The organism is Paucisalibacillus globulus DSM 18846, from assembly GCF_000482485.1.
Taxonomy (GTDB): domain Bacteria; phylum Bacillota; class Bacilli; order Bacillales; family Amphibacillaceae; genus Ornithinibacillus; species Ornithinibacillus globulus.
This window is the reverse complement of record NZ_AXVK01000015.1, coordinates 249,222-271,858: the sequence shown is the minus strand read 5'-3', so window position 1 is coordinate 271,858 and position 22,637 is coordinate 249,222. Positions and strand designations below refer to the sequence as shown.

Here is a 22,637-nt window from a genome sequence, read left to right as displayed (position 1 = left end):
ATGCATTCCTACGCCTACTACTAGCAGCATTCTTCATGTACTTCGCCTGGCCACTAATACCGCAGGCAAGTTCACAATTAGAAATGCTCTTTTGGGGCGCTTGGTTAGTATTTTTTGTATTAGTATTTGGAGCGAACTTTGCAACACTATTGAAAATGTCAGAGCCACCAGTTATGGAACAGGAGTATGCTCAAGTTAGACAGACAGATCGTTAAACATTGAGTATCAAGCGATTCAACTGTATAATATAGTTACAAAACTAGACTAGTACAGTTGGAAGTTGGTGACTTAGATGGCGACTAAACATGAACAAATTATTCAACATATCATTTCATTGTCTGTAGGGAGCAAAATCTCAGTTAGACAAATTGCGAAGGATTTAAATGTAAGTGATGGTACAGCGTATCGCGCTATTAAGGAAGCGGAGAATATTGGCTTGGTTAGTACGATTGAACGGGTTGGTACTATTCGTATAGAACGAAAGAAGAAAGAAAACTTTGAGAGACTTACTTTTGCTGAGGTCATCAATATTGTAGATGGACAAGTACTTGGAGGACGCGAGGGACTCCATAAAACGCTTAATAAATTTGTAATTGGTGCAATGCAATTAGAGGCAATGATGCGTTATACAGAAGCTGGGTCATTACTAATTATAGGTAATAGGGTAAAAGCCCATGAGTTAGCTCTTAATGAGGGGGCAGCTGTATTAATCACTGGTGGATTTGATACGGAAGATTATATTAAGAAACTTGCTGATGAAAAAGAGCTTCCGATTATTTCAACAAGTTATGATACATTTACTGTAGCGGCTATGATTAACCGGGCTATCTATGATCAGCTAATAAAGAAAGAAATTGTATTAGTTGGCGATATTTGTACACCTGCTGAAAATGCGCATTACTTACAAGTAGGTGATCAGGTTAAGGATTGGTATGAGATTAATGAAAAATCTACTCATTCTAGATTTCCTGTATTAGATGGAAAAGACCGTGTTGTTGGAATGGTAACATCTAAAGATATAATTGGAAAAGAGAAGGATTATCCAATTGATAAAGTTATGACGAAGAATCCGATTGTCGTACAATCTAAAACTTCTTTGGCATCTGTAGGACATATGATGGTATGGGAAGGAATTGAACTAGTACCTGTGGTTGATGAATCGTCGGTACTAAAAGGGATTGTTTCAAGGCAGGACGTGCTAAAAGCATTACAGCAAATCCAACGCCAACCTCAAATAGGGGAAACGATTGATGATATAGTAAAAAACAATGTGGAATCCTCTGAAAATGACAAAACCATCTATCGTGCCAAGGTTATTCCACAAATGACAAATCAGTTGGGAACTTTATCCCCAGGAGTATTTACTTCACTAATTACTGAAGCAAGCAGTCGCTTATTACTCCGATTGAAAAAAGGTGATCTAGTAGTCGAAAATATTACCGTCTACTTCATCAAACCAGTTCCAATTGACTCGAATATAATTATTAAACCGAACATCATCGAAACCGGGCGCATCTATGCTAAAATAGATGTAGAAATGTACAATGAGAAAAAATTAGTAGGAAAAGCCCTATTAATGGCACAAATTATTGATAGGTAGTAGATGATTGCGTATAACAAATGTCGTCCAATCTGGAAGTGTATGTTTAGTGTATTCATTCTGGACTTGGACTCGACTAGAAACATAAAAAAAGCTGACTAGTAAAAGCTAGTCAGCTGGATTTAATCTTTTCCATTCATTACGATAATGCTTCGTTTCTCGGGTGCCTCTTACAAGCTGCATACCACCAAGAAGGATAAAGAGAATACCAATAAATAAAGAAATCTTTGTTTGATAGAATACATATTGGTTTATTCCAAAAGTGAATAAAAATAAACCAAGGCAAATTCTAGATTTTGCATTAAAATAGCTTTGAGTTAACCCATCCTTTGTCCTGAGGATTGCAACCTTATAATATATGTACATAACAGCGGATAGGACAATAATAATTGGAAAAATAACCATAAAATCCATAAAATCTACTCCTAATCAATAAAAAAGTTGTCCAATATATATTTTAACATTTTATACATAATTTTAGCTAGTTATTGTGTGATAATAATTTGAACAATAAGGAGAACTACAATGTCTATAAAAGCAATACAACAAGCCATTAAGGAATATAACACGATTATAATTCATCGACATGTTCGACCAGACCCTGATGCACTGGGCTCTCAAGCGGGCCTAAAAGAGTTAATTAAAGCATCCTATCCTGAGAAGCGAGTGTATGTTGTTGGTGAAGACGATCCATCACTTACATTTCTAGTTGGAATGGAAACAATGGATGATTCCATTTATCAAGATGCTCTAGTGATTATTTGTGATACTGCTAATACAGCAAGAATTGATGACCAACGATATTCACTCGGTGATAAAATTATTAAAATTGATCATCATCCTGATGTTGATCAATATGGAGATATTAGATGGGTAGATACAACAGCAAGCTCAACAAGTGAAATGATTTATGAGTTTTATTTACATGCAGAAGGATTAATAATGAATGATGATGCAGCGAGATTACTGTATGGTGGAATTGTAGGGGATACGGGAAGATTTTTATTTCCTAGTACGACAAAAAAAACACTACAATATGCTGCAGAGTTAGTGACATACGATTTTGATCGTACAAAGTTATATGATGGTATTTATAATGTCAAGGACAATATCGCCAGAATGCGAGGGTACATTCTTCAAAACTTTACACTTGATAATGGTCTGAGTGTCATTAAACTAAAGAGGGATATTCTTGATGAATTTAATATTAGTCCTTTAGAGACTGGACAGCTAGTTGGTACATTAGGAGAAATTGAAGGAATTCTAGCTTGGGTGTTCTTTATTGAAGAAGAAGATCAAATCCGTGTTCGATTACGTTCAAAAGGACCAGTTATTAACGGAGTAGCTGCAAAATACAACGGTGGTGGTCATCCATTAGCCTCCGGAGCCTCTGTTTATTCATGGGATGAAGCAGAGGGTGTTGTTCGAGATTTGAAAGAAACAGTTGAACGTTATAAAATGTAAGCCGTAAACAAAAACGTGCTGATTTCTCAACAGAAATCAGCACATTTAACTACTCTTGCTAGTTGTGATAGGAATAAACCAGCAACCAGTAGGTGTTTCATCATAATATACTTGAAGTCCATATCTTTCTATGTCTCTCTTAATCAAGCGAATGACTTCTTTGGATTCTGCATAAGCTGTACGGCCATTCATTAATTGTTCAATCTTACGGTCTCGTGTAGTTCTCTCATTCATGATTAACATATGAATCCTCTCCTTTCATAATTTATTAAAGAATTATATAGTTTTACGGATAAGGTTTTTAACAGGTATTTCCACTTTTGCTATTATATGAATGATTATTCATCTATATCCATATTTTACTTGAAAATTATTGGAATTAATACCTACAAAAGAACTGTTTCATGAAATGTTCACATAATAAAAACTTAATTCTAAATATTATTGTTTTTAAAGGGATTACCAAGTTGGTAAATATTGGGGAATTCCGATAAAAAACCTTTCCCAGTAAACATATGTTAAAGGAAAGGTTTAGGTGTTTGTTTACAAGTGAAGTTAATTAGAAATCTTTGCTTTAACAACAATTCTAACGGTAGGAGCAATGACTAATCTTTCTATTTCAAAATAGTAGGTGAAATCATCCACTTTAAAGGTTTTATTTTCTATGGCGGAGAATATTAGGGTATCACTTTCCCCAATTGACTGAATTTCTCTTCCGATAATGTCTTCGATTTCTTCTTTAACAAGGCTTTCTAACTGGTGTTGTAGTAAAGTATCTATTTTTAAATCGGTTGCATTCAAAATCTCTAAATCAATTTCTTCCACGGTAATTTTTTGTTTGGATAATTCATTTAAATCTGCTTTATCCTTTTCTAGTGCCAGGACTTTTTTTTCAGCGTTTTCCAACTTTCCTTGGATTTCACTGTTTTCTTCTAATAAACGCTCATACATTGTTCCGTACATAAATAATACAACCCAATAGGAAAAAAGTGCACCAAAGAAGATTCCAACTAAAAATCGTTGCCATCCAGGTTTTCGATAATACCTAGGGATATGCATTATGTAATTTCCTCCTGAACGAGCCATTCAAGAATAATCATCGCTGTTTTTGCGCCCCCCATAGCTGACAGTATCAGCAGTCCTTGTTTTAAAATTTCTATAGAAGTTCCCTCAAGAAAACCATCCTGGAATTTTTCAATGGCATCAAATGTTCCGCCAATTGCTGCAACGATTGCCCAGATTCCTAGTTTCTTTCCAATTCGGAGTACCTCAGTTAATGGTGCATCCCCTGTTGCAAATGCACCGATACTTCCTATTAGTGATCCACCTATAATTACACCAAAGGCAATAAAAAAACAATGGATAAATTGTGCGAAAAATCGTTCTTCCATTATGAATACCCCTTAACTAATAGTTGTGTTCCCTTCATTCTATGAAGATTAGGGACAAGTTATGTTTGTTGATATACAGATAGCGTCAAATTTGGCTATAATAGAATAAGAGAAAGAAGAGGCGGGATAGTATGTCATTTACTCATTTGCAAGTTAAAACAGCTTATAGCTTTTTAAATAGTACAATCACAATTGAAAAGTTAATAAATCAGGCCAAACAGTTAGGATTTAGTGGTTTGAGTATCACAGATGAGAATGTGTTATACGGGGTAATTCCCTTTTATAAGGCATGTATGAAGAGTGGAATAAAGCCTATTATTGGAATGACAGTAACCGTGTTAGACGATGAGGAGAATTCAGAAGAAATCATTTTACTAGCTAAAAATAATAAGGGCTATAAGAACTTAACTAAATTAAGTACAGATATTCAAAGAAGTCAGCAACATGGAATTGAAAAAGTTCAATTAGCTGATTATATTAATCACTTAGTTATGATTCTCCCAGTGGGTAAAAGTAGAGTATATCATTTAATACAAAACTCCTCCTATGAGCAAATTGAAAACTACCTCTCATTCTGGAAATCACTTGTTGGAAAAGACGATTTTTATTTAGGAGTTGTCGACTTTGGTTCTGAAAACGACAAACTGTTTAATAAAGGAATAAAGGCCTATCAGGATATATACCAGACAAAAGCTGTTGCAATTAATGATGTTTCTTACTTACGGGAAAAGGATGTCTATGCATATGATTGTCTACAAGCAATGAAGCATGGTAAAAATTGGTCCATACAGCATGCAAAACTGAATAATAAACAACATCATTTGCGACCTATATATGAGATGGAGCAATTATTTCATGATTGGCCAGAAGTTATAAAAGAAACTACAAATATCCAGGATAAATGTACGGTTACATTAGATTTTGATGCGAGAATGCTTCCGACATATCCAGTTCCAAATGGGTTTTCTGCACATGAATACTTGGAGAAAATTTGTTGGGATAATATTAAAAATCGTTATCTTCATGTTACAGAGCAGATTAAAGCAAGACTGGAACATGAACTTTCCATTATTAAATCAATGAACTTTAGTGATTATTTTCTTATCGTTTGGGATTTTATTAAATATGCGAAAGAACAACGTATTATGGTTGGTCCCGGTCGTGGTTCTTCAGCAGGATCTATCGTTGCCTATTCATTAGGAATAACGGACGTGGATCCTATTAAATATAATCTATTGTTTGAACGATTTTTGAATCCAGAACGAATTACCATGCCTGATATTGATATAGATTTTTCCGATATTAGACGGGATGAGGTGATTGCATATGTTCGGGATAGATACGGGCCCGAGCATGTTGCGCAAATTATTACCTTTGGTACATTTGCTCCTCGTTCCTTAATTAGGGAATTGGGAAAAACGATGGACATTAACCAACAGGATATATACTTTATTCTAAACCATATTCCGAACCAAACTTCCGGTACATTAGCAAGCATATTAAATTCATCTAATGAGTTAACAAATTACGTACAGCAATCTGAGAGTTTGAAAGGTCTATTTAAAATTGCAACTATATTAGAAGGTATACCGAGACATGTTTCCACCCATGCTGCAGGGGTTGTAATTAGTGAGAAACCACTTGTTGAACATGTTCCATTAACGATAGGAGCAACTAGTACAGCTTTAACGCAGTATCCTATGAATGACCTTGAGTCATTAGGTTTACTTAAAATGGACTTTTTAGGGTTGCGAAACTTAACACTTATTGAGCGGATTGTAGATTCTATTCGTTATAAAGAAATGAAGGATTTTCAGCTAGATGAAATTCCCGAACACGATGACTTAACTTTTGATTTATTAAAAAAAGGAAAGACTAATGGTGTTTTCCAATTGGAATCTGATGGAATGAAGCAAGTATTGGAACAATTACAGCCGAGTTCTTTTGATGATATTGTAGCAGTAAATGCTTTATATAGGCCCGGTCCTATGGATTTTATCCCGACATACATTGAGAGAAAACATGGTAGGAAAAAGGTAACTTATCCACATCCAGATTTAGAACCTATTCTGAACAGTACGTATGGTGTTTTAATTTATCAGGAACAGATTATGCAAATTGCCCATCACATTGCAGGTTATACACTGGGAGAGGCAGATGTCTTAAGACGTGCAGTAAGTAAAAAAAAGCAAGACATTATGGACCAGCAAGAAGAAGACTTTATCCAAGGGTGTATGAAGAATGGGTACGAAAGAAAAGTTGGAGAAGAGATTTTTGCATGGATTGTGAAGTTTTCTAATTATGGATTTCCAAAAAGTCATGCAGTTGCCTATAGTAAAATATCCTATCGATTGGCCTACTTAAAGATTCATTTTCCAAAGCATTTTTATGCGGAACTCTTAACATCCATTGGTAATCAGCATGACAAAATTCATATGTATATCAAAGAAATGAAGGACTTATCCATTAAAATTAGTTCACCTTCTATCAACAGAAGTTATGGTCGTTTTACGGTAGAGAATGATTGTATTCGAATGGGATTACAATCCATTAAAGGTGTTGGGAAACAGGCTGTTCAGGAGATTATCGGTGTCAGAAAACATGGCCCATTTAAAAACTTATTTGATTTTTGTCTACGTATTTCACCTAAAATCGTCAATCGTGCAACGATGGAGTCATTAATAATGGCTGGGGCATTTGATGACACTTACGATAATAGAGCGAGTCTTTTAGCTTCTATAGATCAAGCGGTTGAATCAGGTGAGTTGTTTAGAGAATTTACAGATCAACCAAGTTTATTCCAAGACCAAATAGATCTTGTACCTAATTATGTAGATATTGAGGACTTCACCCAAATTAAAAAGCTTTCTGATGAAAAAGAGTTACTTGGCATCTATATATCTAGTCACCCACTTCTGCAGTATCGAAACCAGTTAAGAGAGAATGGTTACATTTCCTTAAACCATGCTGAAAGTATTGAGGAAAGTAAAAGTTTCAAAAGTGCCGTAATTATCCAAGGAATTAAAACGATTCGTACAAAACGAGGCGAACCGATGGCTTTTCTAATCCTTAGTGATGAGACGGAAGATATGGATGCGGTAGTATTTCCTGAACTTTATCGTAAGGAAGGTCGTTTTATTGAAGAGGAAACGTTAATATTTATCTCTGGGAAAATAGAGAAGCGAAATGGCAAGAAACAATGGTTACTTTCAATGATTGAACCATTTGATGAAAAGAAATTGGTTAATAAAGTTAATCAGAGGTTGTTTATTAAGACAACAGAGCAAACTAGTAAGGATGCTCTGCCTGTAATTTTAAATATTGCAAAAGCAAATCCTGGATCAACTCCGGTTATTGTTTATCATGAAGAACAAAAGAAGACCTATCGGTTGGCAAAAGAATATTTTATTCATGTGAATAAAGAAACATTGAACACCTTGACAGACTTTTTTGGAAAACCAAATGTGGTTTATGAACGAACGTAAAATAAACGAAACTTTACAGAGTACAACATTTTGATATAATGTAATAGTTAAGTGGTCAGACCACTTCAACTCGCAAAAAGGAGCTAAATAGAAGTGAATTTAAAAGATGAAGCATTGCATATGCACAAACAAAATAAGGGAAAACTGGAAACCGTAACAAAGGTGCCAGTAACAAATGCAAAGGAACTAAGTCTAGCTTATTCTCCCGGAGTTGCTGAACCTTGTAAGGTGATTCATGACCGTAAAGAAACGGTTTATGACTATACGATGAAAGGGAATATGGTTGCCGTTGTAAGTGACGGTTCCGCAGTTCTTGGTTTGGGTAATATTGGTCCAGAGGCCGCACTTCCAGTTATGGAAGGGAAGGCAGTATTATTTAAGACATTTGCTGGAGTGGACTCCTTCCCAATTTGTTTAGATACACATGATGTGGATGAGATTGTGAAAACTGTAAAATTGATGGAACCTACATTTGGTGGGGTTAATTTAGAAGATATAGCGGCTCCTAACTGCTTTATTATCGAAGAACGATTAAAAAAGGAAACGAATATTCCTATTTTTCATGATGACCAACATGGAACAGCTATCGTTACAGTGGCTGGTTTAATCAATGCATTAAAGTTAGTTGGAAAGACTTTTTCAGAAATAAAAGTTGTTGCAAATGGTGCAGGTGCGGCAGGAATTGCAATCGTTAAATTGCTGTATCATTTTGGAGTACGTGATGTTATTATGTGCGATTCTCGAGGTGCGATTTTTGAGGGACGTTCTTATGGGATGAATGATGTAAAGGACTCTATATCTAAAATAACAAACCGTGATAAAAAAGAAGGTTCATTGGAAGAAGTGTTAGATGGTGCTGATGTATTCATCGGTGTATCAGTAGCAGGTGCATTAACAAAAGATATGGTTAGAAAAATGAATGCCGATCCAATTATTTTTGCGATGGCTAACCCAGATCCTGAAATACTACCAGAGGACGCAAAAGAAGCAGGGGCAAAAGTGATTGGCACAGGTCGATCAGATTTTCCAAACCAAGTAAATAATGTACTTGCATTTCCAGGGATTTTCCGAGGTGCACTAGATGTACGAGCTACTCGTATTAATGAAAAGATGAAAGTTGCAGCAGCAGAAGCAATTGCATCATTGATATCTGAGAATGAATTGAATGAGGATTATGTTATCCCTGCCCCTTTTGACCCAAGAGTAGCCCCATTAGTGGCTTCGGAAGTGGCAAAAGCAGCAATGGAATCAGGTGTTGCACGCATCCAGGTGGACCCTGAAGAAATTATAGAAAAGACAAGAAAGCTTGCAAATATTAAGTAATTACATTTCCTTTCAAGAAAAGGGTTTTTACTTAAAGGAGTGAAACATGGGGTGTCCATGTCACCTAAACAAAAAGTATATCAAGGGGTATTAGAAGAAATTCGCAAGTTTATCGAGGTTAATGATTTAAGGCCTGGAGATAAACTTCCTTCTGAAAGGGAATTGTCGGAAAAGTTAGGTGCTGGCAGATCATCTATACGAGAGGCATTAAGGGCGATGGAGTTAATTGGAGTGATAGAGACAAGACACGGTGGTGGCACGTATTTAAGTAAGTATCGCCCATATCATACGGTTGAGCTATTATCTACATTCATACTTAGTCAAACTACTAAAGATGAATTGCATATCGTGAAGCGTCTTTTAGAGAAAGAGGCAGCTAAACTTATTTGTCATCAGATGGATCAAGTGAAACTGGAACAATTAGAGAATAAGTTGAATAATTCCTCTACCACTATAAAAGAACAACATTATTCGTTCTTTAAATATGTTTTAGAGTTGACTGAAAATCAATTATTAGCACGTATGTGGGGGTTAATTGATGAATATTCAAAAAGTTTTTCGAATCACTACTCAAGTGAATTTTATACTAATTTAATTGAAATCTATAAAACCCAAAACTATCCATCTATTGAAGGTCTATTTAACGAAGAAAAACTATATTAAGTTTTGAAATTATAATCTATTATTTTTTTCTTTTTCTTCGACTATTAATGACAACTTTTTTGTATAGACTTCTGTATAGTTAAATAATCAGGTTTTAAGAGTGATGTTAGACCGAATGGAAATCTGTTATGTATAGTGGTTGGTTAATAAAGGGGGACTCATATCTTGCTTAAGGATCTTTTTAATAATAAGAAGAAATACGCCTCTATCCCTACCGAAGGATCAAAGGTTGATATTCCACAAGGATTAATGAAAAAATGTGATAACTGTAGTAAGATTATTTATCGTAAAGAATTGAGCACTAATTTAAATGTATGTCCAAACTGTGGTCACCATCATCAATTAAATGCTTGGGAACGAATTGATAGTCTGTTTGATAAGGGTACTTTTAAAGAATGGGATAGTAACTTAATCACCTCCAATCCATTGGATTTTCCGGATTACGATGAAAAAATGCAAAAAGACCGGGAAAAGACCGGGCTAAATGAAGGTGTGGTCACTGGTAAAGGTTTAATAGACGGGCAAGAAACAGCATTTGCCGTAATGGATTCAAGATATCGTATGGGAAGTATGGGCTCTGTAATGGGTGAAAAGATTGCTAGAGCAATTGAAAATGCTAGAAAAGAATCTATACCGTTTATTATTTTTACCGCATCTGGAGGAGCTAGAATGCAAGAAGGTGTACTAAGTTTAATGCAGATGTCTAAAACATCAGTGGCAATTAAACGATTTTCAGATGCTGGAGGACTGATGATTTCTGTTATGACTCATCCTACAACTGGTGGGGTTTCTGCTAGTTTTGCCTCTTTAGGAGACTATAACTTTGCCGAACCAGGTGCATTAATCGGTTTTGCTGGAAGACGTATCATTGAGCAAACGACCAGGGAAAAGTTACCAGATGACTTTCAAACTGCAGAATTCTTATTAAAGCATGGCCAGCTAGACAAAGTAATCCATCGCCATGACTTAAACAATATTTTAGGAATGCTGCTTAAGATGCATCAGAAGGGGGCTCGTCCTGAATGAAGCAAATACTTGAATTTGAAAAGCCAATTGTTAACTTAAAAGAAAAAATTGCCGAATTAAAGAAGTTCACTGGTGAAAGTGAAATAGATTTGTCTGAAGAGATTGCTACTCTTGAAAAGCGTTTAGAAGATTTAGAGGAAAATATTTATGGTAACTTGAAACCTTGGCAACGTGTTCAGATGGCTAGACATCAAGAAAGACCAACTACTTTAGATTATATTGGGGAGTTGTTCACAGATTTCCTTGAGTTCCATGGGGATAGAAATTTTGGTGATGATGAGGCAATCGTTTCAGGTGTAGCGTATTACAAAGACATTCCTGTAACTGTTATTGGACATCAACGTGGAAAAAACACGAAAGAAAATATTCGTAGGAACTTTGGTATGCCACACCCTGAAGGGTATAGAAAAGCCTTAAGACATATGAAACAGGCAGATAAGTTTAATCGACCAATTATTTGTTTTATTGATACAAAAGGGGCAGACCCTGGTAAGGAATCTGAGGAACGTGGTCAAAGTGAAGCAATTGCTAGAAACCTAATGGAGATGGCAGGTCTAAAGGTTCCGGTCGTATGTATTGTAATTGGTGAAGGTGGAAGTGGTGGTGCACTAGCTCTAGGTGTTGGTGATCGCATCTTTATGTTAGAGAACTCTACCTACTCTGTAATATCTCCAGAGGGTGCGGCAGCACTTTTATGGAAAGATTCTGGACTGGCTCAAAGAGCTGCTGAATCCATGAGAATTACTGCTCCAGACTTGTTTGAACTTGGAATTGTAGATGAAATCATTCCAGAACCAAAAGGTGGAGCCCATCGTGATATTAAACAACAAGCGACTAATATCGATGCTGTATTAGAAAAATCACTGAAAGAGTTAAATATCTTTTCTGTTGAGGAATTATTAGAGAAAAGATGGGAAAAGTATAAACAAATTGGAGAATATAAGGAAATATAAAAAAGGCTGTTACAGTTTTGGGGATTCATCCCTAAAACTGTGACAACTTTTTTATTTTTGTGTCATGGTTCTATTTTAACGACGAAATTAAAATAGAACCATGATGAAATAGTTATGGAAAAAGATGTAGTTTTTCAAGTCTGTGGATGTTATATCTAACACTAATTTTATAGATAGTTAAAGTATAACTTAATTCCAATATGTTCTACTTATTCAATCAAATCATTCGATAAAGTAAAACACATATCAATAAACTGGGTTTTTCCAGTGTTTTTAATTGATATTTTAAGTTTTAAGTCTTATCTTTTAATGAGAAGGATGAATTAGAAGTACTAGCCTTTGAGAAATGTACCACTACTAATCGTAGTAAATCAATTCATCAAGTACATACTAAAAATGATAATATTAATTGAGGTGGTAAGTGTATGAAGAGACTAGGAGTATTAACAAGTGGTGGAGATGCACCCGGCATGAATGCAGCTATTCGTGCAGTTGTTCGTAAGTGTGTTTTTCATGAAGTTGAAATATACGGTATTAAAAATGGCTATCAAGGTCTAATTGATGGAAATATTGAAAAAATGGATGTGGGCTCTGTCGGTGACATCATTCAACGTGGTGGTACAAAGCTATATACGGCAAGAAGTGATGAATTTAAAACAGAAGATGGCCAACGAAAAGGAATAGAACAGTTAAAGAAATTCGGAATCGAAGGACTAATCGTTATTGGTGGGGATGGTAGTTTCCGAGGAGCACAAAAACTAACTGAAAAAGGATTTCCTTGTATTGGTATCCCGGGTACAATTGATAATGATATCGCTGGAACAGATTTTACTATTGGATTTGATACAGCTCTAAATACAATTATTGAAGCTATTGACAAAATCCGTGATACAGCAACTTCTCATGAACGTACGTATGTTATTGAGGTAATGGGAAGAAATGCAGGAGACCTTGCTTTATGGGCGGGACTTGCAGATGGTGCTGAAAGTATCTTAATCCCAGAGAAACCAGATGATTTAAACGAAGTAATATCACGTTTAAAACGTGGGGTTGAACGCGGTAAGAAGCATAGTATCATCATTTTAGCTGAAGGTGTTGGAAGTGCGATTGATTATGGTGAACAGATTCAAAAAGAGACTAATCTAGAAACACGTGTGACTGTTCTAGGTCATATTCAACGCGGTGGTTCACCAACTGCTAACGATCGTGTTCTTGCAAGTCGTTTAGGAGCAAAAGCTGTAGAATTATTATTACAAGGTAAAGCTGGAAGAATGGTTGGTATTCAAAGTAATCGTTTAGTTGATCATGATATTTCGGATATTCTCGGCCAAAAGCATACGATTGATGAAGAAATGTACCAATTATCTAAGGAATTATCGATATAATTAGGAGGAATTTATTCATGAGAAGAACAAAAATTGTCTGTACAATCGGACCCGCTTCCGAATCAGTGGAAACATTGGTGAATTTAATGGAGGCTGGAATGAATGTCGCCCGCTTGAATTTTTCCCATGGGGATTACGAAGAGCATGGAGCACGTATTAAAAACATTCGAGAGGCTGCTGAAAAAACTGGGAAGACTGTTGCTATCTTACTTGACACAAAAGGTCCAGAGATTCGTACAGGCAATTTCATAGAAGGACAAGCAGAACTTATTCAAGGTAATACAGTGTATATAGCTATGAAGGAAGTAGAAGGTACTGCGGAACGCTTTTCTATCACATACCCTGGTTTAATTGATGATGTTCATGTTGGATCAAGAATTTTACTAGATGACGGTCTAATTGAACTAGAAGTAGTGGAAATCGATCAAGCTAATAAAGAATTAAAAACAGTAGCACTAAACTCTGGACTAATTAAAAACAAAAAAGGTGTTAACGTTCCAAACGTATCCGTTAATCTACCAGGTATTACAGAAAAGGATGCAAACGATATTAAGTTTGGTATTGAACAAGATTTGGACTTTATCGCTGCTTCATTTGTACGTAGACCTTCCGATATTCTAGAAATTAAAGAATTACTAGAACAACATAATGCAGCACATATTCAACTTATACCAAAGATTGAGAACCAAGAGGGTGTTGATAATATAGATAGCATCCTAGAGGTTAGTGATGGATTAATGGTTGCTCGTGGGGACTTAGGAGTAGAAATACCTGCAGAAGATGTTCCACTAGTTCAAAAAATGTTGATTCAAAAGTGTAATACAGCTGGTAAACCAGTTATAACAGCAACTCAAATGCTTGATTCCATGCAAAGAAATCCACGTCCAACAAGAGCTGAAGCATCGGATGTGGCAAATGCTATTTTTGATGGTACAGATGCTATTATGCTTTCTGGAGAAACTGCAGCTGGAAATTATCCAGTTGAGTCAGTAAGAACGATGAATAATATTGCTGAAAAAACAGAAACAGCTCTTGATCATTCTTCTATTTTAAAAAATCGTAGTCAATCTGTTGATATGACAATTACAGATGCTATTAGTCAATCGGTAACACATACAGCAATGAACCTATCCGTAAGTGCAATTGTTACACCTACAGAGAGTGGACATACGGCTAGAATGATTTCTAAATATAGACCAAAAGCACCAATTGTAGCTATTACACATAATCAGCGTGTAAACCGACAGCTATCTTTAGTTTGGGGTGTTCATGCTATTTCAGGTGACAGAGCAAACTCAACCGATGAAATGCTAGATAATGCTATAGAGCTTGGGCTTTCAAACAACCTATTAAAACGTGGCGATCGAGTAGTTATTACTGCTGGTGTTCCAGTTGGAGAAACTGGTGCAACGAACATCATGAAAATTCATATCATTGGTGATGTCATTGCAAAAGGCCAAGGTATCGGTAAACGAAGTGCATACGGAAGAGCAGTCATTGTAAAGAATGCAGAAGAAGCACTAAGTAAAGTTAAGCAAGGAGATATCATTGTAACTTATGGAACTGACCGTGATATGATGCCGGCAATTGAAAAGTCTGCTGGTATTGTAACGCTTGAAGGGGGATTAACTTCTCATGCAGGCGTAGTAGGGTTGAGTTTAGGAATTCCTGTTGTGGTTGGTGTTGAAAATGCATTTGAACTAATAAAAGACGGTGAAGATATTACAATCGACAGCACAAAAGGTGACATTTACAAAGGTCACGCAGGGGTACTATAGGACTTTACTTTTTATAAATCTACATTTCTAAATTATAAAAGAAGGGAAATCTCCCTTCTTTTTCCTTAAAAGGGGAGATATCCAGTGAAATGGTTATTATTTTTTCTTGCTTTATCTGCAGCTGAAATTGGTTTATTTATTTGGGCTGGTGGAATTATTGGTCCATGGTGGATAGTAATTATCATATTATTAACCGGATTCATCGGAGTCAATTTGGCTAAGAAAGAAGGATTAGAGACCTGGAAACGTGCACAAAGCGCTATTCAATATGGTCAAGTTCCTGCTAGAGAAATAATAGATGGAATTTGTATATTTATTGGTGGAGTCTTATTATTTAGCCCAGGATTCATAACAGATCTTACAGGTTTTATACTTATCCTACCTTTTACAAGGAATTTTGTGAAACCTTTCCTTGGTATTTTAATTAAAAAAATGATAGATAAAAATAGAATCATTATTCACCGAAGATAAATACGATTAACCTTTAATAAATTTGAACATCTTTATGAAAATACCAGATTGAAATAATACATAGAAGAATATCAGAATAAGTGGTGCAAGAATAACACCAGCAATCCCCCATACTTGAATAGTAACGAACAATATAATTAAACTAACTAAAGGATTTACTCCGATGCTTGCAGATAATATCTTTGGTTCTATCATCTGCCGAACAATGATAACGATCATATAAAGAATGCTTAATCCAATGGTTAAAGAAAAACCCCCAGTAACAAATGAATATAGAATCCATGGAACAAAAATGATCCCTGTACCAACAACTGGTAGTAAGTCTACGAGGGCAGCTATAGCGGCGATGGTTAAGGCATGGTCTACTTTTAAAATAACCAGTCCTATATAAATCATCGATGCAGAAATTAATATTAAAATGAATTGTGCTCGTAAATATCCTGAGAATGCTTTCTTTATTCCTTTATGAAGATCACTTACAAAGGATAGTAGATTTTTAGGTAGTATTTGATGTAATTTCCCATTTAGTAGTTGCCAATCATTTGTCATCATGAAGGTAGCAAGTAAAATAAAGATAAAAATCGTGATGGAGTTTGGAAAGAAAACAACTATTTCAGGTAATTGACCAATTGCTGTATGAATCATATTTGTACCAGTCTCGGTTAGTTTTTCAAGATAGTTTTCCAGGTTTTCTTGAATGGCATTTTGCTGTGAAGGATCTAAGGACTGAAATAATGCAATAATATTTTGATAGAGTGGGATGATTTGTTCATTCGCTAGATACTCCACCATTTTTACAAAAGATTGAAAGTAGTCTGGTAGTTTTTCTAGAAGTGATAACAAACCTTGAATGATTTCATTAAATAAGAAAACCATGATGATGAAAAACAACAGAAGTAGTAATGATATTACAGAAATAGTTGCCACAATACGGGGAAACTTCCATTTCCGCTCGAAATAAGAAACAGAAGGATTTAACATCGCTGCAATAATAAAAGCAATAATAAAAGGATAAATATAACCAATAGTAAACTTAACGATAAAGAATACTAAAGTTAGAATAAGAATTAATAAAAATCCCCTGGCAACCGTATCAATATATTGCTTGTACAAAATAACAACCCCATTTATAAAGTATTTCCTTGAGTTATTGTAAAAAGTAATCATTACGTTTAAAACTTTTAATTTATCCTCTGAATAGTCGAAATTCATGGAGGCTCACAGAACGAGTTTACATAAAAGTTCATTAAAAATGATCTATATCTATAAAACTATATGTTTATATGAAATGAAATATTAATAGACAATAACTTGCCAGAAAAATTAAAACATAAACTATTTAAACGGTTTCATTTCACTTTAAACTAAAAATACATTATAATTAGTTTGGGGTTGACAATATCCGATTAAATCACTAGGGAATTGTCGAAATTATTTAACATTATTCAATGCTTAATGTTAGAACAATATAGAAAAAGGAGAGGGTTTTATCATGACAGCAACGAAAGGTCTTGAAGGGGTAGTTGCAACACAATCATCAGTTAGTTCTATCATTGATGACCAACTAACTTATGTAGGATATAGAATTGATGATCTTGCAGAAAATTCAAGTTTTGAAGAAGTTGTTTACTTACTATGGAATCTTAAATTACCAAACAAAGCTGAATTGAAAGCCTTTAAACAAGAATTGCTTGAGAATATGGAAGTTCCTGAACCAGTCATTGAACAATTACGTTCATATGACTTAACTAGTGTTCATCCTATGTCAGCATTAAGAACATCTATTTCTCTATTAGGGCTGTATGATGAGGAATCAGATGTTATGGAAGAAGAAGCTAATAGACGAAAGGCAGTTCGCTTACAAGCTAAAATTGCTACTATCGTTGCAGCATTTTCTCGTATTAGACAAGGTAAGGATCCAGTTAAACCACTAAAAGATGTTAGTTATGCAGAAAACTTTTTATATATGTTAAAAGGTGAAAAACCTAGTCCGATTGAAGTAGAAGCAATTGATAAAGCCTTGGTATTACATGCTGATCATGAATTAAATGCATCTACTTTTACTGCTAGAGTGTGTGTTGCAACATTATCAGATATGTATTCTGGTGTTACTGCAGCAATTGGAGCACTAAAAGGGCCTCTTCATGGTGGTGCTAATGAGCGCGTTATGAAGATGCTGACTGAAATTGGTACAGAAGAAAATGCTATCCCGTATATTAAAGAAAAACTAGCAAACAAAGAGAAAATTATGGGTATGGGGCACCGTGTATACAGAAGTGGTGATCCAAGAGCAAAACATCTTCAGAAAATGTCTAAAGAATTAACAGAACTAACTGGCCAAACAAAATGGTATAATATGTCAGTTGAAATAGAGGATTACATTAAAGCAGAGAAAGGTCTACCAGCAAACGTAGATTTCTATTCCGCATCTGTATATCATAGTATCGGAATTGGTCATGATTTATTTACACCAATCTTTGCAATGAGTCGTGTATCCGGTTGGATTGCTCATATTCTAGAGCAATATACTAACAACCGATTAATCCGCCCTCGTGCAGAGTATGTGGGTCCAAATACACAAGAATATGTACCATTAGAAAAACGCTAATAAAATTTTGTTAGTTTTAGTAGCCGGTTCTTCCGGCTATTATTACGATAAGCTTACTAGTACAGGAGGAATTATTAATGTCACAAGGTGAAAAAATTATTGTAGAAAATGGTAAAATGAATGTTCCAAATAACCCGGTTATTCCATTTATCGAAGGGGATGGAACAGGTCCAGATATTTGGGCAGCTGCAAGTAAAGTACTTGAAGCAGCAGTTGAAAAAGCATATAACGGAACAAAGAAAATTGAATGGTTAGAAGTTTATGCTGGTCAAAAAGCATTCGATAAAACTGGTGAATGGTTACCACAGGATACATTAGATAAGATTGATGATTATAAAATTGCTATAAAAGGACCTCTTACAACGCCAATTGGTGGTGGAATTCGTTCATTAAATGTTGCATTACGTCAAGAGCTAGATTTATTTACTTGTCTACGTCCAGTTCGTTACTTTGAAGGTGTTCCTTCTCCAGTAAAACGCCCTGAAGATGTGGATATGGTTATTTTCCGTGAAAATACAGAAGATATCTATGCTGGTATAGAGTGGCAAAAAGGCTCTGATGAAGTGAAAAAAGTTATCGAATTCCTTAAAAATGAAATGGGAGTACATAAAATTCGCTTTCCTGAAACTTCTGGTATTGGTATTAAACCAGTATCTGAAGAAGGAACAAAACGCTTAGTTCGTTCTGCAATTGAGTATGCAATTAACGAAGGACGTAAGAGTGTTACATTAGTTCATAAAGGTAATATTATGAAATTTACAGAAGGTGCTTTCAAAGGTTGGGGATATGAAGTTGCTGAGGAAGAATTTGGTGACAAAGTATTTACTTGGGCACAGTATGACCGCATCGCAGAAAAAGACGGTAAGGATGCAGCTAATAAAGCACAAGATGAAGCGGTAGCAGCAGGTAAAATCCTTGTAAAAGATGCGATTGCTGATATCTTCTTACAACAAATTCTTACTCGTCCAAATGAGTTTGATGTCGTTGCTACAATGAACTTAAATGGAGATTATATTTCTGACGCACTTGCAGCACAAGTAGGTGGTATCGGTATTGCTCCAGGAGCAAATATTAACTATAATACTGGCCATGCTATTTTCGAAGCTACGCACGGCACAGCTCCTAAATATGCTGGCTTAGATAAAGTTAACCCATCATCTGTTATTCTTTCTGGTGTATTAATGCTTGAACACCTTGGATGGAGAGAAGCTGGTGACTTAATTACAAAAGCAATGGATAAGACGATTGCATCTAAGGTTGTAACATATGACTTTGCACGTTTAATGGATGGTGCAACTGAAGTTAAATGTTCTGAGTTTGCTGATGAATTAATTAAGAATATGGACTAATTTTCTAAAGGAGAATGCCTTTTGAGAAACAAGCGAAAAAAGATTTCCGTAATAGGGTCAGGTTTCACGGGAGCAACTACAGCATTAATGTTAGCTCAAAAAGAGCTTGGGGATGTTATTTTAGTAGACATTCCTTCCATGGAAAATCCAACTAAAGGAAAAGCACTTGATATGTTAGAGGCGAGTCCAGTTCAGGGATTTGATGCTAATATTATTGGGACAGCTAACTACGAAGAAACAAGAGATTCTGATTTAGTAATTATCACTGCAGGTATTGCAAGAAAGCCTGGCATGAGTCGGGATGATTTGGTAACTACAAATGCTAAAATCATGAAGTCTGTCACACAAGAAGTTGTAAAGTACTCTCCAGAAACAATAATTGTTGTATTAACAAATCCTGTTGATGCGATGACTTATACAGTCTTTAATGAATCTGGATTCCCGAAAGAACGTGTAATCGGTCAATCAGGAGTTTTAGATACTGCTCGTTTCCGAACCTTTATTGCACAGGAGTTAAATATATCCGTAAAAGACATTACTGGATTCGTTTTAGGTGGCCATGGTGATGATATGGTCCCATTAATTCGCTACTCTTATGCAGGTGGTATTCCTTTAGATAATTTACTTACTAAGGACCGCCTTGAAGAAATTGTGGCAAGAACACGTACAGGTGGAGGAGAAATTGTTAACTTATTAGGTAACGGAAGTGCCTATTATGCACCTGCAGCATCACTTGTTGTAATGGCTGAAGCAATTATCAAGGATCAACGTAGAGTATTACCTTCCATTGCCTATCTTGAAGGTGAATATGGGTATAACAATATCTACCTTGGTGTACCAACAATTTTGGGTGGTAATGGTATTGAAAAGATTATTGAATTAGAATTAACAGATGATGAAAAGGCAGCACTTGATAAATCTGCTGAGTCTGTTAAGAATGTGTTGGATATATTGCAATAACTTGGAGCTTCATTCTACTTTGTTGTAGAATGAAGCTCTTTTTGTTGGTGGCTATTTGTTTAAGTGGTAAGAGGAAAGGAGGTTCTAACACCAAATTCAAGTAAACCTTGACTTTTATGGAAAGCATAAGTTACGATGTATGTAATTAAAATGTTAGGAGGACTGTTAATCGTGAGACTACGTATTTCCACTTTGAATTCGTAATTTTATACGGTCAAAGTCTCTGTCTGTAGACAGGGTAACGGGAATAGTCTGTCCACTTTTAATAAGTCCATCTATATCGGAAGTAATGGTGAAGAAAGACGTGATTATTGGCGTCTTTCTTTTTTTGTTTCCAAATACGTAGGTTTGCTTCTCGTTCTTCTCACAGACAGTGGCTTCTTTTAATTGAAAAATAGTGGGAGTGAATTTTATGACGTTATTATTCTATTGATACGAGCTTTGTTTTCTAAACAGCTTGTATCGATCCTAGCTATCGATACGAATAAATTTCGGGAGGTAGCATTTATGGAAAATATTATATTTGAATTACAAAATGTTAGCATGAATTATTTAGATAAAAGGATTCTGGAAATTGATAGATTGGCAGTTCATCAATTTGATCGTATTGGTATTGTAGGAAAAAATGGTGCAGGGAAAAGTACGCTCCTTAAACTACTTGCAGGAATTGTTCAACCAACAACTGGGAAAGTAAATAAATTTGTGGAATTCGAGTATTTTGAGCAGGTATCTAAACCAGGAAAAAATGATACGAATGGTGCAATTCTATCCAAATTAGGAATATCTGATGTTGATGGTGTGGGAAGTGGAGGCGAGCAAACAAAATTAAAATTGGCCAACGTTTTCTCTTATTACCATGAAGCCTTATTATTGGATGAACCTACTACTCATCTAGATCAAGCAGGTACATCTTTTCTAATCGAACAATTAGAATATTATTATGGAGCATTAATTCTTGTTAGTCATGATAGGAGTCTATTAGATAGGTTAGTTACAACAATTTGGGAAGTGGATGATGGAAAAATAAAAGTGTTCAAGGGGAATTATTCTGATTATTCATCTACCAAACAACAAGAAATCAAGCAACAGATGCAGGCTTATGACTTGTTTATAAAGGAAAAGAATAGACTGGAAAATGCAGCACTTGAAAAGATAAAAAAGGCAGATAATATATTACGATCTGACAAAAGGTCTAAGGAAAAGGCGAAAGAAAAGCCGAGTCGCTTGGGTAAGACTAAGTCAAAAGGGACAAGTCAGAAAGCAATACACCGGGCTGGGAAGTCTATCGAAGGTCGTATTGAGAAAATGGTGGAGATTGAAGCTGTTAAATATGAAAACAGCATTATTTTCCACCAGTCGAAGGTACTAACACTTTATAATAAATTTCCGATTATGGCAGATCGTCTAAAGTTAATTACTCATAAAAAAGTACTTCTAGAAAACGCTAATTTTCAATTTCCACTCGGTAAAAAAATTGCAATAACTGGTCCAAACGGTGCTGGGAAAAGTACATTATTGCACTATATTGCAGAAGCTGGGGAAAGTTTAATCCTTTCACCTAAAGTAAAAATAGGATTTTTCAAGCAAACAGCCTATAGATTTTCAACCGATGAAACAGTTTTATCATTTTTGAAAAATAGATCACAGCATAATGAAGGATTTCTTAGAATAGTATTAACTAAAATGCAGTTTCTTGGGACTGACCAGCAAAAGAATGTGAAGGATTTAAGTGGAGGTGAATCAGTACGCCTTCAGCTTTGTCGGTTATTTTTGGGAGAAAATAATATATTGTTGTTAGATGAACCAACTAATTTTCTAGATATTCAAGCTTTAGAAGCATTAGAATTATTTATAGAAGGATATAATGGAACTATAATATTTGTGTCACATGATAGGGCTTTTATAGAAAATGTATCTGATATTCAATTTGAAATTGACCCGATTACTAGGACAATAAAGCAAGTTTGATGATAAAGGATATTGTGAAACTTGAATGAATTTCTGTAACTTTTTAGTCCCGAATTTAACTTAGGATGGAATATTAGATTCGGGACTAAATAAAGGTAACCCAATTCATTGTAAAGATTTGTTTACAATAGCTTTCTACCATTTTATTTATTTCGATTTCATTGTAAGATTAAAGTAGAGTTATTACGTAGCATATTAGAAATGGGGAAATGA

Annotated in this window: 20 protein-coding genes; 15 read left to right on the top strand and 5 right to left on the bottom strand. The window is 35.2% G+C overall.

Features of this window, described 5'->3' with window-relative positions:
* Positions 1 to 35: 35 nt before the first annotated feature.
* Together K332_RS0104905 and K332_RS0104900 are read left to right on the top strand one after the other, a co-directional pair.
* On the top strand, positions 36 to 215 hold the full coding sequence (locus tag K332_RS0104905) for a hypothetical protein (protein WP_245604631.1): 180 nt from the start codon (positions 36 to 38) through the stop codon (positions 213 to 215).
* Between the two features lie 77 nt (positions 216 to 292).
* Complete coding sequence (locus tag K332_RS0104900) at positions 293 to 1,600, top strand: DRTGG domain-containing protein (protein ID WP_026906450.1); 1,308 nt, start codon at positions 293 to 295, stop codon at positions 1,598 to 1,600.
* Between the two features lie 108 nt (positions 1,601 to 1,708).
* Here K332_RS0104900 and K332_RS0104895 read toward each other — a convergent pair whose 3' ends face one another.
* Positions 1,709 to 2,005, bottom strand: a complete 297-nt coding sequence (locus tag K332_RS0104895; protein ID WP_026906449.1) for a YtpI family protein — start codon at positions 2,003 to 2,005, stop codon at positions 1,709 to 1,711.
* 120 nt (positions 2,006 to 2,125) lie between these two features.
* On the opposite strand from K332_RS0104895, the gene K332_RS0104890 reads away from it, so the two are divergent.
* Complete coding sequence (locus K332_RS0104890) at positions 2,126 to 3,064, top strand: DHH family phosphoesterase (RefSeq protein WP_026906448.1); 939 nt, start codon at positions 2,126 to 2,128, stop codon at positions 3,062 to 3,064.
* Between the two features lie 45 nt (positions 3,065 to 3,109).
* Here the strand turns inward: K332_RS0104890 and K332_RS0104885 are convergent, their stop codons facing one another.
* The 3 genes from K332_RS0104885 to ytrH form a co-directional block, all read right to left on the bottom strand.
* The gene (locus tag K332_RS0104885) at positions 3,110 to 3,307 is read right to left on the bottom strand and encodes a YtzJ family protein (RefSeq protein ID WP_026906447.1); all 198 of its coding nucleotides are present in this window, start codon (positions 3,305 to 3,307) and stop codon (positions 3,110 to 3,112) included.
* A 312-nt stretch (positions 3,308 to 3,619) separates the two neighbouring features.
* A complete protein-coding gene (gene ytrI / locus K332_RS0104880) occupies positions 3,620 to 4,123 on the bottom strand; it encodes a sporulation membrane protein YtrI (protein ID WP_026906446.1) in 504 nt (167 codons plus the stop codon).
* Complete coding sequence (gene ytrH / locus K332_RS0104875) at positions 4,123 to 4,455, bottom strand: sporulation membrane protein YtrH (protein ID WP_026906445.1); 333 nt, start codon at positions 4,453 to 4,455, stop codon at positions 4,123 to 4,125. Before ytrH ends, ytrI begins: the two co-directional genes overlap by 1 nt.
* 131 nt (positions 4,456 to 4,586) lie before the next feature.
* On the opposite strand from ytrH, the gene dnaE reads away from it, so the two are divergent.
* The 8 genes from dnaE to K332_RS0104835 all read left to right on the top strand — a co-directional run bounded on the left by dnaE (position 4,587) and on the right by K332_RS0104835 (position 15,539).
* Positions 4,587 to 7,940, top strand: coding sequence for a DNA polymerase III subunit alpha (gene dnaE, locus K332_RS0104870; protein ID WP_026906444.1), 3,354 nt, complete (start codon positions 4,587 to 4,589; stop codon positions 7,938 to 7,940).
* 120 nt (positions 7,941 to 8,060) lie between these two features.
* On the top strand, positions 8,061 to 9,263 hold the full coding sequence (gene ystJ, locus K332_RS0104865; protein WP_084287741.1) for an NADP-dependent malic enzyme: 1,203 nt from the start codon (positions 8,061 to 8,063) through the stop codon (positions 9,261 to 9,263).
* A 57-nt stretch (positions 9,264 to 9,320) separates the two neighbouring features.
* The gene (locus tag K332_RS0104860) at positions 9,321 to 9,926 is read left to right on the top strand and encodes a FadR/GntR family transcriptional regulator (RefSeq protein ID WP_036688128.1); all 606 of its coding nucleotides are present in this window, start codon (positions 9,321 to 9,323) and stop codon (positions 9,924 to 9,926) included.
* A gap of 165 nt (positions 9,927 to 10,091) precedes the next feature.
* Positions 10,092 to 10,952 (top strand): acetyl-CoA carboxylase, carboxyltransferase subunit beta, encoded by an 861-nt coding sequence (accD, locus tag K332_RS0104855; RefSeq protein WP_026906441.1) that lies wholly within the window; start codon positions 10,092 to 10,094, stop codon positions 10,950 to 10,952.
* Complete coding sequence (gene accA, locus K332_RS0104850; protein WP_026906440.1) at positions 10,949 to 11,905, top strand: acetyl-CoA carboxylase carboxyl transferase subunit alpha; 957 nt, start codon at positions 10,949 to 10,951, stop codon at positions 11,903 to 11,905. The genes accD and accA overlap by 4 nt, the downstream gene beginning before the upstream one ends.
* A 425-nt stretch (positions 11,906 to 12,330) precedes the next feature.
* Complete coding sequence (gene pfkA / locus K332_RS0104845; RefSeq protein WP_026906439.1) at positions 12,331 to 13,290, top strand: 6-phosphofructokinase; 960 nt, start codon at positions 12,331 to 12,333, stop codon at positions 13,288 to 13,290.
* 17 nt (positions 13,291 to 13,307) lie between these two features.
* Positions 13,308 to 15,068 carry a pyruvate kinase gene (gene pyk / locus K332_RS0104840; protein ID WP_026906438.1) on the top strand — a complete coding sequence of 587 codons (1,761 nt, stop codon included), beginning with the start codon at positions 13,308 to 13,310 and terminating at the stop codon, positions 15,066 to 15,068.
* Positions 15,069 to 15,152: 84 nt separating this feature from the next.
* Positions 15,153 to 15,539, top strand: a complete 387-nt coding sequence (locus K332_RS0104835; protein WP_026906437.1) for an FxsA family protein — start codon at positions 15,153 to 15,155, stop codon at positions 15,537 to 15,539.
* A gap of 6 nt (positions 15,540 to 15,545) precedes the next feature.
* Here K332_RS0104835 and ytvI read toward each other — a convergent pair whose 3' ends face one another.
* A complete protein-coding gene (ytvI, locus tag K332_RS21925) occupies positions 15,546 to 16,652 on the bottom strand; it encodes a sporulation integral membrane protein YtvI (protein ID WP_051359346.1) in 1,107 nt (368 codons plus the stop codon).
* A 379-nt stretch (positions 16,653 to 17,031) separates the two neighbouring features.
* Here ytvI and citZ point away from each other — a divergent pair, with 379 nt between their 5' ends.
* The 4 genes from citZ (at position 17,032) to K332_RS0104810 (ending at position 22,424) form a co-directional block, all read left to right on the top strand.
* A complete protein-coding gene (citZ, locus tag K332_RS0104825) occupies positions 17,032 to 18,147 on the top strand; it encodes a citrate synthase (protein ID WP_026906436.1) in 1,116 nt (371 codons plus the stop codon).
* 77 nt (positions 18,148 to 18,224) lie between these two features.
* Positions 18,225 to 19,496: an NADP-dependent isocitrate dehydrogenase gene (gene icd / locus K332_RS0104820; protein WP_026906435.1), complete on the top strand. Its 1,272-nt coding sequence runs from the start codon at positions 18,225 to 18,227 to the stop codon at positions 19,494 to 19,496.
* Between the two features lie 21 nt (positions 19,497 to 19,517).
* Positions 19,518 to 20,456 carry a malate dehydrogenase gene (gene mdh, locus K332_RS0104815; protein WP_026906434.1) on the top strand — a complete coding sequence of 313 codons (939 nt, stop codon included), beginning with the start codon at positions 19,518 to 19,520 and terminating at the stop codon, positions 20,454 to 20,456.
* A gap of 507 nt (positions 20,457 to 20,963) precedes the next feature.
* The gene (locus K332_RS0104810; RefSeq protein WP_026906433.1) at positions 20,964 to 22,424 is read left to right on the top strand and encodes an Msr family ABC-F type ribosomal protection protein; all 1,461 of its coding nucleotides are present in this window, start codon (positions 20,964 to 20,966) and stop codon (positions 22,422 to 22,424) included.
* The last annotated feature ends 213 nt before the right edge of the window (positions 22,425 to 22,637 follow it).

What these genes read in the sequence shown, in the direction of transcription:
- K332_RS0104905 (WP_245604631.1), top strand. Translation starts at nt 36, where the DNA reads ATGTACTTCGCCTGGCCACTAATACCGCAGGCAAGTTCACAATTAGAA.
- K332_RS0104900 (WP_026906450.1), top strand. Translation starts at nt 293, where the DNA reads ATGGCGACTAAACATGAACAAATTATTCAACATATCATTTCATTGTCT.
- K332_RS0104895 (WP_026906449.1), bottom strand. Translation starts at nt 2,005, where the DNA reads ATGGTTATTTTTCCAATTATTATTGTCCTATCCGCTGTTATGTACATA.
- K332_RS0104890 (WP_026906448.1), top strand. Translation starts at nt 2,126, where the DNA reads ATGTCTATAAAAGCAATACAACAAGCCATTAAGGAATATAACACGATT.
- K332_RS0104885 (WP_026906447.1), bottom strand. Translation starts at nt 3,307, where the DNA reads ATGTTAATCATGAATGAGAGAACTACACGAGACCGTAAGATTGAACAA.
- ytrI (WP_026906446.1), bottom strand. Translation starts at nt 4,123, where the DNA reads ATGCATATCCCTAGGTATTATCGAAAACCTGGATGGCAACGATTTTTA.
- ytrH (WP_026906445.1), bottom strand. Translation starts at nt 4,455, where the DNA reads ATGGAAGAACGATTTTTCGCACAATTTATCCATTGTTTTTTTATTGCC.
- dnaE (WP_026906444.1), top strand. Translation starts at nt 4,587, where the DNA reads ATGTCATTTACTCATTTGCAAGTTAAAACAGCTTATAGCTTTTTAAAT.
- ystJ (WP_084287741.1), top strand. Translation starts at nt 8,061, where the DNA reads ATGCACAAACAAAATAAGGGAAAACTGGAAACCGTAACAAAGGTGCCA.
- K332_RS0104860 (WP_036688128.1), top strand. Translation starts at nt 9,321, where the DNA reads ATGTCACCTAAACAAAAAGTATATCAAGGGGTATTAGAAGAAATTCGC.
- accA (WP_026906440.1), top strand. Translation starts at nt 10,949, where the DNA reads ATGAAGCAAATACTTGAATTTGAAAAGCCAATTGTTAACTTAAAAGAA.
- pfkA (WP_026906439.1), top strand. Translation starts at nt 12,331, where the DNA reads ATGAAGAGACTAGGAGTATTAACAAGTGGTGGAGATGCACCCGGCATG.
- pyk (WP_026906438.1), top strand. Translation starts at nt 13,308, where the DNA reads ATGAGAAGAACAAAAATTGTCTGTACAATCGGACCCGCTTCCGAATCA.
- citZ (WP_026906436.1), top strand. Translation starts at nt 17,032, where the DNA reads ATGACAGCAACGAAAGGTCTTGAAGGGGTAGTTGCAACACAATCATCA.
- icd (WP_026906435.1), top strand. Translation starts at nt 18,225, where the DNA reads ATGTCACAAGGTGAAAAAATTATTGTAGAAAATGGTAAAATGAATGTT.
- K332_RS0104810 (WP_026906433.1), top strand. Translation starts at nt 20,964, where the DNA reads ATGGAAAATATTATATTTGAATTACAAAATGTTAGCATGAATTATTTA.